The sequence below is a fragment of the Pseudomonas sp. LSJ-87 genome (assembly GCF_032971465.1).
GTDB lineage: Bacteria > Pseudomonadota > Gammaproteobacteria > Pseudomonadales > Pseudomonadaceae > Aquipseudomonas > Aquipseudomonas putida_Z.
In genome coordinates, this window is record NZ_JAWJYQ010000030.1 from 25,361 (window position 1) to 40,427 (window position 15,067).

At 63.5% G+C, this 15,067-nt stretch carries 16 protein-coding genes; 6 read left to right on the top strand and 10 right to left on the bottom strand.

Features of this window, described 5'->3' with window-relative positions:
• Positions 1-36 precede the first annotated feature (36 nt).
• The 6 genes from RYH74_RS18420 to minC form a co-directional block, all read right to left on the bottom strand.
• A complete protein-coding gene (locus RYH74_RS18420; RefSeq protein ID WP_170929313.1) occupies positions 37-204 on the bottom strand; it encodes a hypothetical protein in 168 nt (55 codons plus the stop codon).
• 196 nt (positions 205-400) lie between these two features.
• Positions 401-1,690 (bottom strand): M18 family aminopeptidase, encoded by a 1,290-nt coding sequence (locus tag RYH74_RS18425; protein ID WP_025338066.1) that lies wholly within the window; start codon positions 1,688-1,690, stop codon positions 401-403.
• 169 nt (positions 1,691-1,859) lie between these two features.
• The gene (locus tag RYH74_RS18430; protein WP_011532730.1) at positions 1,860-2,495 is read right to left on the bottom strand and encodes an RluA family pseudouridine synthase; all 636 of its coding nucleotides are present in this window, start codon (positions 2,493-2,495) and stop codon (positions 1,860-1,862) included.
• 156 nt (positions 2,496-2,651) lie between these two features.
• A complete protein-coding gene (gene minE / locus RYH74_RS18435) occupies positions 2,652-2,906 on the bottom strand; it encodes a cell division topological specificity factor MinE (protein WP_025338068.1) in 255 nt (84 codons plus the stop codon).
• 3 nt (positions 2,907-2,909) lie between these two features.
• Complete coding sequence (gene minD / locus RYH74_RS18440) at positions 2,910-3,722, bottom strand: septum site-determining protein MinD (protein WP_013971423.1); 813 nt, start codon at positions 3,720-3,722, stop codon at positions 2,910-2,912.
• Between the two features lie 101 nt (positions 3,723-3,823).
• Positions 3,824-4,582, bottom strand: a complete 759-nt coding sequence (gene minC / locus RYH74_RS18445) for a septum site-determining protein MinC (RefSeq protein ID WP_025338069.1) — start codon at positions 4,580-4,582, stop codon at positions 3,824-3,826.
• 111 nt (positions 4,583-4,693) lie between these two features.
• On the opposite strand from minC, the gene RYH74_RS18450 reads away from it, so the two are divergent.
• Together RYH74_RS18450 and RYH74_RS18455 are read left to right on the top strand one after the other, a co-directional pair.
• Positions 4,694-5,629: a lipid A biosynthesis lauroyl acyltransferase gene (locus RYH74_RS18450; protein WP_024086430.1), complete on the top strand. Its 936-nt coding sequence runs from the start codon at positions 4,694-4,696 to the stop codon at positions 5,627-5,629.
• Between the two features lie 147 nt (positions 5,630-5,776).
• Positions 5,777-6,925 carry a patatin-like phospholipase family protein gene (locus RYH74_RS18455; protein WP_317409870.1) on the top strand — a complete coding sequence of 383 codons (1,149 nt, stop codon included), beginning with the start codon at positions 5,777-5,779 and terminating at the stop codon, positions 6,923-6,925.
• 97 nt (positions 6,926-7,022) lie between these two features.
• Here the strand turns inward: RYH74_RS18455 and RYH74_RS18460 are convergent, their stop codons facing one another.
• Together RYH74_RS18460 and RYH74_RS18465 are read right to left on the bottom strand one after the other, a co-directional pair.
• Complete coding sequence (locus RYH74_RS18460; RefSeq protein ID WP_085589961.1) at positions 7,023-7,847, bottom strand: VacJ family lipoprotein; 825 nt, start codon at positions 7,845-7,847, stop codon at positions 7,023-7,025.
• A complete protein-coding gene (locus RYH74_RS18465) occupies positions 7,840-9,138 on the bottom strand; it encodes a serine/threonine protein kinase (RefSeq protein ID WP_025338072.1) in 1,299 nt (432 codons plus the stop codon). The genes RYH74_RS18460 and RYH74_RS18465 overlap by 8 nt, the downstream gene beginning before the upstream one ends.
• A 190-nt stretch (positions 9,139-9,328) precedes the next feature.
• Between RYH74_RS18465 and RYH74_RS18470 the strand changes: the two genes are divergently transcribed.
• Positions 9,329-9,691, top strand: a complete 363-nt coding sequence (locus RYH74_RS18470) for a hypothetical protein (RefSeq protein WP_084785071.1) — start codon at positions 9,329-9,331, stop codon at positions 9,689-9,691.
• A 133-nt stretch (positions 9,692-9,824) separates the two neighbouring features.
• Here the strand turns inward: RYH74_RS18470 and RYH74_RS18475 are convergent, their stop codons facing one another.
• Positions 9,825-11,390 (bottom strand): beta (1-6) glucans synthase, encoded by a 1,566-nt coding sequence (locus RYH74_RS18475; RefSeq protein WP_317409871.1) that lies wholly within the window; start codon positions 11,388-11,390, stop codon positions 9,825-9,827.
• A gap of 197 nt (positions 11,391-11,587) precedes the next feature.
• Between RYH74_RS18475 and RYH74_RS18480 the strand changes: the two genes are divergently transcribed.
• The 3 genes from RYH74_RS18480 (at position 11,588) to RYH74_RS18490 (ending at position 14,663) form a co-directional block, all read left to right on the top strand.
• Complete coding sequence (locus tag RYH74_RS18480) at positions 11,588-12,448, top strand: glycine betaine ABC transporter substrate-binding protein (RefSeq protein ID WP_025338075.1); 861 nt, start codon at positions 11,588-11,590, stop codon at positions 12,446-12,448.
• A 242-nt stretch (positions 12,449-12,690) separates the two neighbouring features.
• Entirely contained in the window at positions 12,691-13,002 is a 312-nt protein-coding gene (locus tag RYH74_RS18485; RefSeq protein WP_003260090.1) for a DUF485 domain-containing protein, read from the top strand.
• On the top strand, positions 12,999-14,663 hold the full coding sequence (locus RYH74_RS18490) for a cation acetate symporter (protein WP_013971432.1): 1,665 nt from the start codon (positions 12,999-13,001) through the stop codon (positions 14,661-14,663). The genes RYH74_RS18485 and RYH74_RS18490 overlap by 4 nt, the downstream gene beginning before the upstream one ends.
• Before the next feature lie 56 nt (positions 14,664-14,719).
• Here the strand turns inward: RYH74_RS18490 and RYH74_RS18495 are convergent, their stop codons facing one another.
• The gene (locus RYH74_RS18495; RefSeq protein WP_013971433.1) at positions 14,720-14,872 is read right to left on the bottom strand and encodes a DUF3309 family protein; all 153 of its coding nucleotides are present in this window, start codon (positions 14,870-14,872) and stop codon (positions 14,720-14,722) included.
• Positions 14,873-15,067 lie beyond the last annotated feature (195 nt).

Here is a 15,067-nt window from a genome sequence, read left to right on the forward strand (position 1 = left end):
CTACCTCAGGTCAAACGATTGGCCGAGTGTAGAGGTTTATGACGGCAGTTTCTCGAGGATCTTCCAGCAGGTGAGGCCGAAGATGCCCAAGGTACCGATCCACATCATCAGTACGCCGATGTTGCGCTCGCGCAGGCTGAAACCGATGGTCAGCAACATCAGGAACAGAAACACCGGCACGAACAGGGACAGGAACGGGGACATGGACAGCAATCCTTTTGCAGTGGGGCCATGTAACAAGCATAGCGGGTAGCGGGCGAAGCGGGATTGACCTTGAGCAGGCCCGGCCTCTTCGCGGGCATGCCCGCTCCCACAGGTACTGCACAGGCCTTGAATGCTGTGATGCTCCTGTGGGAGCGGGCGAGCCCGCGAAGAGGCCGGTCCTGGCTACATCAAAGCATCAAGGCAACTCGCGGCAACGGTAGAAGGCGCTCAGCACCTTCACCAGGTGCGCCAGGTCATGGCTGCCGCACAGCTCGCGAATCGAATGCATGGCAAAGGTCGGCAAGCCGATATCCACCGTACGCACGCCCAGGTGGCTGGCTGCAATCGGCCCGATGGTCGAGCCACAGCCCATGTCGCTGCGTACCACGAAGCTCTGCACCGGCACTTCCTCGGCCATGCACAGGTGGCGGAAGAACCCGGCGGTCTCGCTGTTGGTAGCGTAGCGCTGGTTGTTGTTCACCTTGATTACCGGCCCGGCGTTGAGCTTGGGCCCGTGGTTGCCGTCGTGCTTGTCGGCGTAGTTGGGGTGCACGCCGTGGGCGTTGTCGGCCGACACCATCAGCGAGCGCTGGATGGTGCGCACGTAGGCGTCGCCATCCGGCAGCAGGCGTTGCAGGGTCTGCTCCAGCATCGGCCCGTCGGCGCCACAGGCCGAGCAGCTGCCGACTTCTTCATGGTCGTTGCACACCAGTACACAGGTTTCGTCGCTGTCGGCGGCCAGCAGGGCCTGCAGGCCGGCGTAGCACGACAACAGGTTGTCCAGGCGCGCACCGGCGATGAAGTCGCCGTTCAGGCCGACCAGCGCGGCGTCCTGGGTGTCGTAGAAGCTCAGCTCGTAATCCAGCACCACATCGGCGATCAGTTCGTGCTCGCGGGCCAGTTGCTCGGTGAGCAGGGCGCGGAAGTCGATGCGTTCGTCACCTGCTACCTGGGCCAGGATCGGCGGCAGCTCGTTCTGCGGGTTGATCGCCCAGCCTTCGTTGGCGGTGCGGTTCAGATGGATTGCCAGGTTGGGGATGACCGCGATCGGCAGCTTGAAGTCGATCAGCTGGCTTTCGACTTTGCCGTCACGGCGGTAGGTGACCCGGCCGGCCAGCGACAGGTCGCGGTCGAACCAGGGCGCCAGCAGGGCGCCGCCATACACTTCGACGCCCAGCTGCAGGAAGCCCTGGCGCTGCAGCTCGGGCTGCGGCTTGACCCGCAGGCACGGGCTGTCGGTGTGGGCGCCGACCATGCGGATACCGTTCAGCAACGGTGCCTGCTTGCCCAGCTTGATGGCGATGATCGACGAGTCGTTGCGGGTGACGTAGTAGCGGCCGCCAGGCACTGTGGCCCAGCTGTCGCGCTCGTCCAGGCGCTGGTAGCCGGCAGCTTCCAGACGCTGGGCCAGGCTGGCGGTGGCGTGGAAGGGCGTGGGGGAGGCCTTGAGGAAGTCGATAAGGCCAGAATTCAGTACGTCGCGCATAGCTCACTCCAGACAGCAGTGGCGCGAGTTTAGCGTATTAGGTCGACAAATTGTGTCTGCCTCTTCGCGGCTGAAGCCGCTCCCACAGGTACTGCACAACCGTCGAAAGTGGTGCGGTCCCTGTGGGAGCGGCTTTAGCCGCGAAGAGGCCAGTACAGGCTGTACACAATCAGAAGGGCGCAGGGCACTCGAACTTCAACCGCTCCCCGGACACCGGGTGGGTAAAGCTCAGCATCGAGGCATGCAGGCACAGCCGCTCGTGGGCAGCCAGTGCCTCGGGGTTGGCATACAGCCGGTCGCCCAGCAGCGGGTGCCCGATCGACAGCATGTGCACGCGCAACTGGTGCGAACGCCCGGTAATCGGTGTCAGCTCTACCCGGCAGTAATCACCGCAGCGCTCGACGATGCGCCAGAAGGTCAGCGCATGCTTGCCCTGTTCGTGGTCCACCACATGCCGTGGCTTGGTCGGCGGGTCGTAGCGCAACGGCAGGTCGATGCTGCCGCTGTCCAGCGCCGGCTGGCCCCAGCACAGCGCGGTGTAGGCCTTTTCGGTTTCGCGGTCGTGGAACTGGCGCGACAGCTCACGGTGGCTGTCGGCATCCCGGGCCAACAGGATGATGCCGGAAGTTTCCCAGTCCAGGCGGTGCACGATCAGCGCGTCGGGGTAGCCGTTTTCCTGCAGGCGGGTGATCAGGCAGTCCTTGTTGTCCTCGGCGCGGCCGGGTACCGACAGCAGCAGGGTCGGTTTGTTGATCACCAGGATGGCGGCGTCTTCGTGCAGGATCTGGATGTTGGACAGCGGCATTGCTTGGTCTCGGTTATATCGGGGAAAACACTGGGGCCGCCTTGCGGCCCATCGCCGGCAAGCCAGCTCCCACAGGTACAGCGCGAACCCTGTGGGAGCTGGCTTGCCGGCGATGGGCTGCAAAGCAGCCCCAATGATCCAGGCCTGGTCGCGAAATCAGCGATCCGGCAAGGTGATGTTCAGCTCCAGAATCGAACAGCTACCCTGGTTTTCCAGCTCGATATGCACATCATCGTTGCCGATGTTCACATATTTGCGGATCACTTCCAGCAGTTCTTTCTGCAGCGCTGGCAGGTAGTCCGGTTCGCTGCGTTGGCCGCGCTCGTGCGCCACGATGATCTGTAGACGCTCTTTCGCTACCGACGCGCTGGTAGTTTTCTGTCTGCCACGAAAGAAGTCAAAAAGGTTCATGGTTTACTTGCCTCCAAACAGGCGCGCGAAGAATCCTTGCTTCGGCACTTCGATGAACCGCAGGGGCTTTTCTTTGCCCAGCAGACGGTCGACGGTATCGCTATAGGCCTGGCCGGCATCGCTCTGGTCGTCGAGGATGACCGGGATACCCTGGTTGGAAGCCTTGAGCACTGCCTGGCTCTCGGGGATCACACCCTTGAGCTTGATCGCCAGGATCTCTTCGACGTCGGCGATGCTCAGCATTTCGCCCTTTTCCACGCGCTCCGGGTGGTAGCGGGTGATCAGCAGGTGTTCCTTGATCGGCTCTTCGCCGTTCTCGGAGCGGCGCGACTTGCTCGACAGGATGCCCAGCATGCGGTCGGAGTCACGTACCGAGGACACCTCGGGGTTGGTGACCACGACGGCCTCGTCGGCAAAGTACATGGCCAGGTGTGCGCCTTTCTCGATACCGGCCGGCGAGTCGCAGATGACGAAGTCGAAGTCTTTCTTCAGCTCCATCAGGACCTTTTCCACGCCTTCCTGGGTCAGCGCGTCCTTGTCACGGGTCTGGCTGGCGGCCAGCACGTACAGGTTCTCGAGGCGTTTGTCCTTGATCAGGGCCTGTTGCAGGTTGGCTTCGCCGTTGACCACGTTGACGAAGTCGTACACCACGCGGCGTTCGCAGCCCATGATCAGGTCGAGGTTACGCAGGCCCACGTCGAAGTCGACGATGACGGTCTTGTGGCCACGCAGTGCGAGGCCGGTACCAATGGCGGCGCTGGTGGTGGTCTTGCCCACACCCCCCTTGCCGGAAGTAACCACGATAATCTTGGCCAAGGTGTTTCACCCCTAAAATAATCGGGACACAAGTCCCTGCAAAAATACAAATAAACGGCAACGGTAAGAAAAGTTGCACTAAAAATGCTGGCAAGTATCCGTTAAAGACGGGTGATGTTCAACACGTCGCCAGACAGGCTGACTTGCACGCCAGTGCCCCACAGCGGGTCGCGGCGCAGGTCTTCGCATACCTTGTACTGGCCGGCGATGGAAACCATTTCGGCGGTCATCTGCTGGCAGAAGATACGTGCCTTGGTATTGCCTTTGATGCCGGCCAGGGCGCGGCCGCGCATGGCGCCGTACACATGGATGTTGCCATCGGCCAGAAGTTCCGCCCCCGGGCTGACCGAGCCGGTCACCACCAGGTCGCCGCCCTGGGCGTAGATCTGCTGGCCGCCACGTACTGGCGAAGTGATGATGCGGGTCGGGCGCACCTCGGGTTCGAGGATTGGCGGCGGGACAGGGGCCGGCTCGGGCTTCTTCACCTCGGGTTCGGGCTCCAGCGGCCGTTCGCGGGCGCCGGATGGCGGCAGCACCGGCAGGTCGATGGCGATGGCGGCGGCGATGTCCTCGATGCGGTTGGCGCGGATGGCCAGGGTACGCAGGCCGTGGTGGCGGCAGATCCGCATCAAGCCGGGCAGGTCGATTGCCCCCTCGTCGGCCGGCAGCTTGTCCAGCGCCAGCACCAGCGGCGTGTTGCTGAAGAAGTTCGGTGCCTGGGCGACTTTGGCCGCCAGTTGGCGGTCGAGGGCTTCAAGGTCATTGCGCGCCAGTTCCAGCACTGTAATGGCGAGCATGCTGCCCTTGAGCTGGAACACGGAGGCGGTGTCGGGTGTGTGGTTTGGGCTCATGGTCTGCATAGACGGCTTGTTGCGAAAAAAGTGCCCTGACTTATAACGATAAGACCGGTTGCCCGCAACATGCGCTGATCCGTTGTAGAATGCGCGGCCTTTGTCTTTCCGGAAGCTTCAATGGAACGCCCGCGTTTTCGTCCCTATTTCCTTCACCCACGTTTCTGGGGCCTGTGGCTGGGCCTGGGCCTGCTGTGGCTGGTGGTCCAGTTGCCGTACCGGGTCCTGTTGAAAGTCGGTGCCGCGCTGGGAGCGGTGATGTACCGCTTTGCCGGTGAGCGGCGGCGCATTGCCGCGCGCAACCTGGAGCTGTGCTTCCCGGAGCTGTCGGTCGACGAACGGCAGCGCCTGCTCAAGGCCAACTTCGCCTCCACCGGTATCGCCTTCTTCGAAATGGCCATGAGCTGGTGGTGGCCCAAGGCCCGGCTGGCGCGCCTGGCCCATGTCGAGGGGCTGGAGCACCTGCAGGCCGCCCAGCAGGCGGGGCAGGGGGCCATCCTGATGGCGGTGCACTTCACCACCCTGGAAATCGGCGCCGCGCTGCTGGGCCAGCAGCACACCATCGACGGCATGTACCGCGAGCACGGCAACCCGCTGTTCGACTTCATCCAGCGCAGCGGCCGCGAGCGGCATAACCTCGACTCGCTGGCGGTGGAGCGCGAGGACGTGCGCGGCATGCTCAAGCTGCTGCGTTCGGGCCGGGCGATCTGGTACGCACCCGACCAGGACTACGGCGCCAAGCAGAGCCTGTTCGTGCCACTTTTCGGCATCCCGGCGGCGACGGTGACTGCCACCACCAAGTTTGCTCGGTTGGGCAAGGCGCAGGTGATTCCGTTCACCCAGAAGCGCCTGGAGGATGGCAGTGGCTATCGCCTGGTGATCCACCCGCCGCTGGCGGACTTCCCCGGGGAGAGCGAAGAGGCTGACTGCCTGCGCATCAACCAGTGGGTGGAAAGCGTGTTGCGCGAATGCCCCGAGCAGTACCTGTGGGCGCACCGCCGGTTCAAGTCGCGGCCCGAAGGGGAGCCGCGGCTGTATGACAAGAAGAAGCGCTGAATTTTCTTTTGCCTGTGCAGGCCTATTCGCGTGTGAACCCGCTCCCACAGGTTCCCCGCAGGGCCGGGCATTGTGCGGTCCTGTGGGAGCGGGCAAGCCCGCGAATAGGCCGGGCCTGAAAGCACACCAACCCCAGGAAGGACTCCTATGGCCCCACCCCCGGTAACCGGTCTTATCCTTTCTGGCGGCGGCGCCCGCGCTGCCTACCAGGTCGGCGTGCTGGCCGGCATCGCCGAGCTGCTGCCCGCTGGCGCGCACAACCCGTTCCCGGTCATCGTCGGCACCTCCGCCGGCGCCATCAACGCCGTCACCCTGGCCAGCGGCGCCACTCATTTCAACGATGCCGTACAACGGCTCACCGCCTTCTGGCAGAACTTCCGCAGCCACCTGGTCATCCGTAGCGACTGGCCCGGTGTGGTCCGCCAGGCCAGCCGCTTCGTCGCCCACAACCTGCTGGGCGTGGGCGGCCCGGCACCAGTGGCGCTACTGGACAGCAGCCCATTGCGCGGCTTGCTGCAGGCGCACCTGAACCTGGACGGTATCGCCCACTCCCTGGCCGCCGAGCAACTGCGCGCCGTCGCGGTGACCGCCTTTGGCTACGAGTCCGGCCAGGCGGTGACCTTCTACCAAGGGCGCGGCACCATCGAAGCCTGGTTGCGCCACCGCCGCATCGGCATGCCCACGCCGTTGACCATCGACCACCTGCTGGCCAGCGCGGCCATCCCGCTACTGTTCGCCCCGGTGCGGCTGGGCGACGAATATTTCGGTGATGGCGCGGTACGCCAGTCGGCGCCGATCAGCCCGGCCCTGCACCTGGGTGCCAGCCGGGTACTGGTAGTCGGGGTCAGCGGCAACCCGCAGCGGCCGGCGCCACCATTGCCGACCCAGCGCGTGTTCAGCGGCCAGCAGCCGAGCCTGGCGCAGATCGGCGGGCACATGCTCAACAGCACGTTCATTGACAGCCTGGAAGACGACATCGAGCTGCTGCAGCGCCTCAACCACCTGAGCCACCTGTTGCCGGCGCACCTTGACGCCCGGCGCCTGGGCCTGGCGCCAATCGACGTGCTGGTGGTGGCGCCCAGCCAGCCGCTGGACGAAATTGCCGCGCGGCATCGGCGCGAGTTGCCGGCGGCCTTGCGCATGTTCCTGCGCGGGCCGGGGGCGACACGTACCAGCGGGGCGGGGGTGTTGAGCTATTTGCTGTTCGAGGCCAGTTACTGCAGCGAGCTGATAGAGCTGGGGCGAAAGGATGCCTTGGCCAAGAAGCGGGAGCTTTGCCAGTTCCTGGGGATTTGATGTTGCTTGTGCCGGCCTCTTCGCGGGTAAACCCGCTCCCACAGGGATCGCACGATACCTGTGGGAGCGGGTTTACCCGCGAAGAGGCCTGGCTTGCCTACTCGGCTATCTGCAACTTGCGCGCCTGGGTATACACATACCGCACCTTCTCGTACTCGAACGGCGAGTTGAGCTGGCCATAGCGGAATTTGGTGCTGTAGCGCTTGTCCACCACGCGCAGCACGGTAATTTCCGGGTGGTCGCTGCTGGCTTCGGCCACGTTCAGGTAGTTGATCGCCTGTTCGCCTGCATAGTCCACCACCAGCCCGGTGGTATCGCGCAGGTTCGACGGCCCCAGCACCGGCAGCATCAGGTACGGCCCGTCCGGTACGCCATAAAAGCCCAAGGTCTGGCCAAAGTCTTCACTTTGCCGCGGCAGGCCCATCTTGGTCGCCGGGTCCCACAGCCCACCCACGCCGATGATGGTGTTGAACATCAGCCGCGCGGTGATCTCCGCCGAGCGCTTGGCCTTCAACTGCAACACGCTGTTGAACAGGTTCGGCACGTCGCCCAGGTTGTTGAAGAAGTTGGTCACCCCGGTGCGCACGAAGCGTGGGGTGACGTACTGGTAGCCGCTTACCATCGGCAGCAGCACCCATTGGTCCAGGCGGTAGTTGAAGTGATAGACGCGCCGGTTGATCGACTCCAGCGGGTCGTACACGTTCAGCGCTTGCAGGGTGGAGCGCTCGAACTCGCGCTGGTCCAGCCCCGGGTTGAATTTCAGCTCGCGCAACGGGTCGACGAAACCATCGGCCTCGGGCGCCAGTGGTGCCTCGGTGACTTGCGGGTCGGCCTCGATCACGCTGGCCCGGGGGGCGGTTTCGGCGGCCAGGGCCTGGCCGGCGGCGAACAGGGCAGTGGCGAAGAGGAGTTTGTTAACCACGGAAGAACTCCAGCATGGCGTCACTGTTGACGCGGTAATTGAGGTTGCCGCAATGGCCGCCATGGGGGTAAAGGGTCAGGCGCTCACCGAACACCTTGCGCAGGAAGCCGATGTCACCGGGGCCGAGGATGACGTCGTCGGCGTTGTGCATCACGGCGATCTTGTCGCTGCTGCTAAGGTAGTCTTCCAGCGCATACAGGCTGACCTGGTTGACCAGTTGCAGGATGCTGTTGCCGTCGGTGCGGGCGCGCCACATGGGGATGACCTGCTCGGTCATGTAGCAGTCGAAGTCGCACTGCAGGGCACGCTTGAAGAACGGCGTGAGGCTGCTGCCCTCGGTGATCGGGAACTTCGGCGGAATGATCAGGCCGCGGCGGTTGATCAGGTCGGAGGTGAAGGCAATGTCGGCCGCCGAGAAGCGGAACGAGGTGCCGATCAGCATGGCCATCTGCTCGTTGGACAGGTGCTGGCGTGACTGCTGGAAGTCGTACAGCAGGGCTTCATTGAGGTCGATGTAGCCCTTTTCCTGGAAGTAGCGGGTCAGCTTGGCCAGCATCAGCTCGTAGAAGGTGGTGCTGCGGTCGATGCCCTTGACCTGGGTCTGCACCAGCTTGTCCAGGTTGTTGATCGAGGTGTACAGGTTGACCGGCGGGTTCAGCAGCAGCACCCGCTTGAAGTTGAAGCTGCGGCGGGTTTCGTCCAGGTGGCTGACGAAGGCAGCGTCGAGTGCGCCCAGGCTGTAGCCGGTGAGGTAGAACTCGCTGATCGGCAGGCGCGGGTGCTGGGCGCGCACGGCCTGCATCACCCGGTACATGTCTTCGGCATCATCCTGGCTGACGCCTGGGGTGGCGAAGCGCGAGGCGGCGCTCATGAAGTCGTAGCTGGTGGGCGAGGACAGCTGCACCACGTGGAAGCCGGCCTGGTAGAACAGCTTTTTCAGGTATTCGTTGATGCTGCTGGTGTAGGGCGCACCGGTGCCGGCGATGATGAAGATCAGCGGCGCCTCGTGGTCCTGGCGGGCTAGGCGGTACTTGAGCTTCTTCACTGCCCAGAAGTTGTCGGGCAGGGTGAACTCACGGTCCGGGCGCAGGTTGAGGCTGTAGTCGGACTGGCTGATTTCGTCGTCGCCGGGCAGGGTGGGTCGCTGGTCCGGCGGCGTGGTGGCGATGGTTGCCTCGAACGGGTTGGTCAAGGGGTAGCCATAGCTTGCGGCGTCGATATCCCGCGCCGAAGCGGCCACAGCCATGAGCAGGCCGCCGAGCAAGGCAGCGAGGCGCAAAGATCGAAGCATGTAATCCCCCAAAAGAACGCAAGGTCGAGCAGTGTGCAGGCTAGGACCACAACGGGCCGGGCAAAGTTGCCAGGTGCGGTGGTCTTTGGTGTGCTTGTTATCTGCAACATAGCTGCAGGGATGTGATTTTGCCTTACAACTGGGCATAAGCGATCATGGATGCTTTCGATTTCCGCTATTGGAGAACTGGATGTCTCGTTCGCTGCCGGCTGCGCTGCTTGTGCTGTTTCTGGGGCTTTGGCTTGCTGCCAGTTATGGCGTGCGCTACGGGCTGATGGAGGACGGGCAGTGGGTGGGACTGTGCACGGCGCCGGCGGCGTACTGGCAGTGTGAGGTACGGTCGTTGCTGGGGCTGGGCATTCATCTTCAGGTGATGGCCTGGGGCGGGCTGGGGCTGGCGCTGCTGGCGCAGTTGGTTGCAGGGCGTGGCGGCTGGTGGCTGGCAGTGGTGGCGTTGGTGTTCGCGGTGCCGGCACTGGTGCTGTATACCGCCAGTATTGCCGTGTTCGCGCTGGTGCTGGCGGGGTTGCGGCTGGTCAGGTCGCCGGAGTAAGGCTGAAAGGGGCCGCTTTGCGGCCCATCGCAGGCAAGCCAGCTCCCACAGGGACCGCGCCGATTTGATAGGCAGCATAACTCCTGTGGGAGCTGGCTTGCCTGCGATGGAGCGCGAAGCGGTCCCAAGGATATCAGGCCGGGCGCAGGCGCAAGCTCCGCCACAAGGCTGCGGTCATCAGCACACTCACCCCGGCCCACCCCCAGGCCTGTTGGTTCTCCAACCCTTCCACAAACAACTGCGGCGCCACCCCGGCACCGACGATGAAGGCCAGCAACGCCACCTCCGCCCGCCGCGCCGGCACCGGCCACAGTGCAAACACCAGCGCCGGCAATGCCAACGCTGCGCTGGGGAAGCTGCGATAGCGTGGGTCGAACACCATCGCCAGCATGCTCACCGCCGCGGCAAAACCCGCTGCCAGCAACAGCCAGCCGGCCCGCGCCTGCAGCCAGGCGTACAGGCGCTCGCGCCAGCCCGTGCGCCGCGCCAGGGCCAGCACGGCATGGGCCAGCACCAGCAGGTTCAGCCCTGCCAGCAGCACCGCCCACAGCCACTCCCCGGCAAAGCGCGCATGGGTGCGCATCAACTCGCCCCAAAGCCCCAGGCAGCTTGCCCCAAACGCCGCCAGCAACGGCAGCAGCATGGCCGCCGCCGGGGTGGCGGGGCGCCCGGCAAGCATCAGCATCAGCACCATCAGCAGGGCACTGGCCAGCAACCACTGCGGCCAGTAAGGCAGGTTGCTCACCGGCCCTTCGAGTACGCCCTTGTCCTGCCGGTCGGCATCGTAAAGCCCCCAGTAGCCGCCGACCGCCCCCTCATTGGCGCGCTTCCATGGCTGGTCGAACGCCTCGATCAGGTTGTAGTGCCAGCCGTTGCTTTCAGCCATGGCCACGAACCCGCGAATGAAGCGCGCCTCGTTGACCCGGCTGGGCTCCGCGGTTTCGCGCTGGCGGCCTTCGCTGGGCCAGCCGGTTTCGCCTATCAGGACGTCCTTCGGCGCGAAGCGTGTGCCGAACACCCGGCGTACATCGGCGACATGGGCCAGGGCTTCGTCGATGCCACGCGGGTCGTCTTCCCAGTAAGGCAGCAGGTGGATAGTCAGGAAGTCCACCGCAGGCGCCACCTGCGGGTGCTGCAACCAGAACTCCCACACATCGGCGTAGGTCACCGGCACCTTGACCTGGCTTTTCACCCGGGCGATCAGCGTGGCCAGGTGCGCGCCGGTCACTTCCTTGCGCAGCAGCGTCTCGTTGCCGACGATCACCGCGCTGACCACGTCGGGGTTGGCATTGGCGGCGGCGATCAGCAGCTCGATTTCTTTCTCGGTGTCGGCCGGGTGGGCGTTGACCCAGGCACCCAGCATCACCTTCAGGCCATGCTTGCGTGCCAGCGCCGGGATTGCCTCAAGACCGGTCTGGGAATAGGTACGGATGCACTGAAAACGCTCGGCCAGCAACGCCAGGTCGGCATCCATGCGCGCCGGGCGCAGGCGCAACGGCTGGTCGTAGGGCGACTGGTCCTTGTCGAACGGGGTGTACGAGGCGCATTGCAGCTTGTGCGTCGGGCTGGCCGCGTCGGGCAGTTGCACCGGCTTGCCAAGCCCGTACCAGAGCCCTCCGAGCCCGAGCAGGGCGAGCAGGCAGGCAAGCAGGTACAACGGCAGCAGCAGGCGGGTAGAACTGGGCATCGGGCGGTCCATCGTCAGGCGCAAAAGGGTAGATAGTAGCCCGGCGCCAAACCTTTGGCATGCAAGGATCGCGCAGGTCGGCGCAGGCCGATGGCGCTAATGGCATAGTGCTGTCGCATATGGGGCGGCTACAGGTCGTAGCTGGAGCAGGTCGACTATTGTTGCAGGACGATGATGCAAATTCCGAGACCTGACGAGGGGATGCTTTGATGGCTGCTATTACAAGAATGCGACGTTTCCTGGGTGTGGGCACCGCCATGGTACTGGCCATGAGTGCGGCACAGGCAATGGCCAAAGAAGTCAGCATTGGTTACGTGGATGGTTGGGCTGACAGCGTGGCGACCACCAACGTGGCCGCCGAAGTGATCAAGCAGAAGCTCGGCTACGACGTGAAGTTGCAGGCCGTGGCCACCGGGATCATGTGGCAGGGCGTGGCAACCGGCAAGCTCGATGCCATGTTGTCGGCCTGGTTGCCGGTGACCCATGGCGAGTACTGGGCCAAGAACAAGGACAACGTGGTCGACTACGGCCCGAACTTCAAGGACGCCAAGATCGGCCTGATCGTCCCTGAGTACGTCAAGGCGGTGAGCATCGCCGACCTCAAGACCGACGACACCTTCAAGCAGAAGATCGTCGGCATCGACGCCGGCTCCGGCGTAATGCTCAAGACCGACCAGGCCATCAAGGACTACGACCTGACCGGTTACAAGCTGCAGGCAAGTTCTGGCGCGGCGATGACTGCGGAACTGGGCCGTGCCTATGCCAAGCAGCAGTCGATTGCGGTGACCGGCTGGGTACCGCACTGGATGTTCGCCAAGTGGAAACTGAAGTTCCTCGAAGACCCGAAAGGCGTGTATGGCGCCGCGGAAACCGTGAACAGCATCGGCAGCAAGGAACTGGCCACCAAGGCCCCGGAAGTGGCGGAGTTCCTGAAGAAGTTCAACTGGCAGTCGAAGGACGAGATTGGCGAAGTGATGCTGGCTATCCAGGAAGGCGCCAAGCCTGAAGCGGCGGCCAAGGACTGGGTGGCCAAGCATCCTGAGCGTGTGAAGGAGTGGACTGGCAAATAACAACCTGTCAGGGCCAGTTTTGCTGCTTCGCGGGTGAACCCGCTCCTACAGGGATATCACTGCCTTCCGGGCTGGTGATACCCCTGTGGGAGCGGGTTTACCCGCGAATGGGCCATCACTTTGTTACGCAACCGGTAAAACACCGTTGCATCTAAGACTAAGGTCGTCTGGTTGGCGTCCGATAGCCGCATAAAGTAAGGGTCGTGGGTTCCACCCCTATCTGTGCTGCTAGGACAAAAACAATGAACGACAGCATTTACCTCTCGATACAAAACAGCCCCCGCTTCAAGGAGCTGGTCACCAAACGCGAACGGTTCGCCTGGATTCTCTCGGCGATCATGCTCGGCCTGTACTGCGCCTTCATCCTCCTGATCGCCTACGGTCCTCAGATTCTGGGCACCAAGCTCAGCCCTGAGTCGTCGATTACCTGGGGTATTCCCCTGGGCGTCGGCCTGATCGTCTCGGCATTCGTCCTGACCGCCATCTACGTACGCCGCGCCAACGGCGAATTCGATGAGCTGAACAAGGCCATCCTGAAGGAGGCGCAACAATGATTCGCCACGCCAAAGCCCTGGCCGTACTGGCCTGCGGAGCCTTCGCACCCGCCGTGTGGGCCGCCGATGCCCTGACCGGCGAGGTGCAGAAGCAACCGCTGAACGTCTCCGCGATCGCCATGTTCGTGGCCTTCGTCGCCTTCACCCTCGGCATCACCTACTGGGCCTCCAAGCGCAACAAGTCGGCGTCGGACTACTACGCCGCCGGTGGCAAGATCACCGGCTTCCAGAACGGCCTGGCGATTGCCGGTGACTACATGTCGGCCGCCTCGTTCCTGGGTATTTCCGCACTCGTGTTCACCTCTGGCTACGACGGCCTGATCTACTCGATCGGCTTCCTGGTCGGCTGGCCGATCATCCTCTTCCTGATCGCCGAACGCCTGCGCAACCTGGGCAAGTACACCTTCGCCGACGTGGCCTCGTACCGCCTCGGGCAGAAGGAAATCCGCACCCTGTCGGCCTCCGGTTCGCTGGTGGTGGTGGCGTTCTACCTGATCGCACAGATGGTCGGTGCCGGCAAGCTGATCGAGCTGCTGTTCGGCCTGGACTACCACGTGGCGGTGATCCTGGTGGGTATCCTGATGTGCCTGTACGTCCTGTTCGGCGGCATGCTGGCCACCACCTGGGTACAGATCATCAAGGCCGTGCTGCTGCTGTCCGGTGCCAGTTTCATGGCGCTGATGGTGATGAAGCACGTGGGCTTCGACTTCAACACCCTGTTCTCCGAAGCGATCAAGGTGCACGCCAAGGGCGAGGCGATCATGAGCCCGGGCGGCCTGGTCAAGGACCCGATCTCGGCGTTTTCGCTGGGCCTGGCGCTGATGTTCGGTACCGCCGGCCTGCCGCACATCCTGATGCGCTTCTTCACCGTCAGTGACGCCAAGGAAGCGCGCAAGAGCGTGCTGTACGCCACCGGCTTCATCGGCTACTTCTACATCCTCACCTTCATCATCGGCTTTGGCGCCATCCTGCTGGTCAGCACCAACCCGGACTTCAAGGACGCCGCTGGCGCCCTGCTGGGTGGCAACAACATGGCAGCGGTGCACCTGGCCAATGCCGTGGGTGGCAGCGTGTTCCTCGGCTTCATCTCGGCTGTTGCCTTTGCCACCATCCTGGCAGTGGTTGCCGGCCTGACCCTGGCCGGTGCTTCGGCGGTGTCCCACGACCTGTACGCCAGTGTATGGCGCAAGGGCAAGGCCAACGACAAGGACGAGATCCGCGTGTCGAAGATCACCACCGTCGCCCTGGGCGTACTGGCGATCGGCCTGGGCATCCTGTTCGAGAAGCAGAACATCGCCTTCATGGTCGGCCTGGCGTTCTCCATCGCGGCCAGCTGCAACTTCCCGGTACTGCTGCTCTCGATGTACTGGAAGAAGCTGACCACCCGCGGCGCCATGATCGGCGGTTGGCTGGGCCTGGTGAGCGCGGTGACGCTGATGATCCTCGGCCCGACCATCTGGGTGCAGATCCTCGGCCACGAGAAGCCGATCTACCCGTACGAGTACCCGGCGCTGTTCTCGATGCTGATCGCCTTCGTCGGTATCTGGTTCTTCTCGGTCACCGACAAGTCCAAGGCTGCCGAAGACGAACGTGCGCTGTTCTTCCCGCAGTTCGTGCGTTCGCAGACTGGCCTGGGCGCTTCGGGTGCTGTTTCGCACTGATCCTTCCGGCAATGAAAAAACCGCGCTTCGGCGCGGTTTTTTTTGTGTTTTCGTTGCTAGATCATGCCTAGTAGCAACAAAACCAGCAGAACTACCAGCACCACGCCGATGATGCCGGACGGGCCATAGCCCCAGCTGCGTGAGTGCGGGAAGACCGGTAAGCCACCAATCAGCAGAAGGATCAGGATGATGATGAGAATCGTGGTCATGACGGAGTCCTTGCGTGGTTGAGGGTCAAGGGCCTCGGACTGCTGGCCTCTTGTATATAAGGACTGGTGGTGAACGTTAAAGATTCCATTTGAATGGTTGCCAGTGCCGGCCTCTTCGCGGGTAAACCCGCTCCCATAGGGACAGCGCAACCCTCAGGCTTGTGATGATCCTGTGGGAGCGGGTTTACCCGCGAA

What these genes read in the sequence shown, in the direction of transcription:
- RYH74_RS18430 (WP_011532730.1), bottom strand. Translation starts at nt 2,495, where the DNA reads ATGCCGCTGTCCAACATCCAGATCCTGCACGAAGACGCCGCCATCCTG.
- RYH74_RS18450 (WP_024086430.1), top strand. Translation starts at nt 4,694, where the DNA reads ATGGAACGCCCGCGTTTTCGTCCCTATTTCCTTCACCCACGTTTCTGG.
- minE (WP_025338068.1), bottom strand. Translation starts at nt 2,906, where the DNA reads ATGAACCTTTTTGACTTCTTTCGTGGCAGACAGAAAACTACCAGCGCG.
- RYH74_RS18490 (WP_013971432.1), top strand. Translation starts at nt 12,999, where the DNA reads ATGATTCGCCACGCCAAAGCCCTGGCCGTACTGGCCTGCGGAGCCTTC.
- RYH74_RS18475 (WP_317409871.1), bottom strand. Translation starts at nt 11,390, where the DNA reads ATGGACCGCCCGATGCCCAGTTCTACCCGCCTGCTGCTGCCGTTGTAC.
- RYH74_RS18495 (WP_013971433.1), bottom strand. Translation starts at nt 14,872, where the DNA reads ATGACCACGATTCTCATCATCATCCTGATCCTTCTGCTGATTGGTGGC.
- RYH74_RS18470 (WP_084785071.1), top strand. Translation starts at nt 9,329, where the DNA reads ATGTCTCGTTCGCTGCCGGCTGCGCTGCTTGTGCTGTTTCTGGGGCTT.
- RYH74_RS18485 (WP_003260090.1), top strand. Translation starts at nt 12,691, where the DNA reads ATGAACGACAGCATTTACCTCTCGATACAAAACAGCCCCCGCTTCAAG.
- RYH74_RS18425 (WP_025338066.1), bottom strand. Translation starts at nt 1,690, where the DNA reads ATGCGCGACGTACTGAATTCTGGCCTTATCGACTTCCTCAAGGCCTCC.
- RYH74_RS18465 (WP_025338072.1), bottom strand. Translation starts at nt 9,138, where the DNA reads ATGCTTCGATCTTTGCGCCTCGCTGCCTTGCTCGGCGGCCTGCTCATG.
- minC (WP_025338069.1), bottom strand. Translation starts at nt 4,582, where the DNA reads ATGCAGACCATGAGCCCAAACCACACACCCGACACCGCCTCCGTGTTC.
- RYH74_RS18455 (WP_317409870.1), top strand. Translation starts at nt 5,777, where the DNA reads ATGGCCCCACCCCCGGTAACCGGTCTTATCCTTTCTGGCGGCGGCGCC.
- RYH74_RS18480 (WP_025338075.1), top strand. Translation starts at nt 11,588, where the DNA reads ATGGCTGCTATTACAAGAATGCGACGTTTCCTGGGTGTGGGCACCGCC.
- RYH74_RS18420 (WP_170929313.1), bottom strand. Translation starts at nt 204, where the DNA reads ATGTCCCCGTTCCTGTCCCTGTTCGTGCCGGTGTTTCTGTTCCTGATG.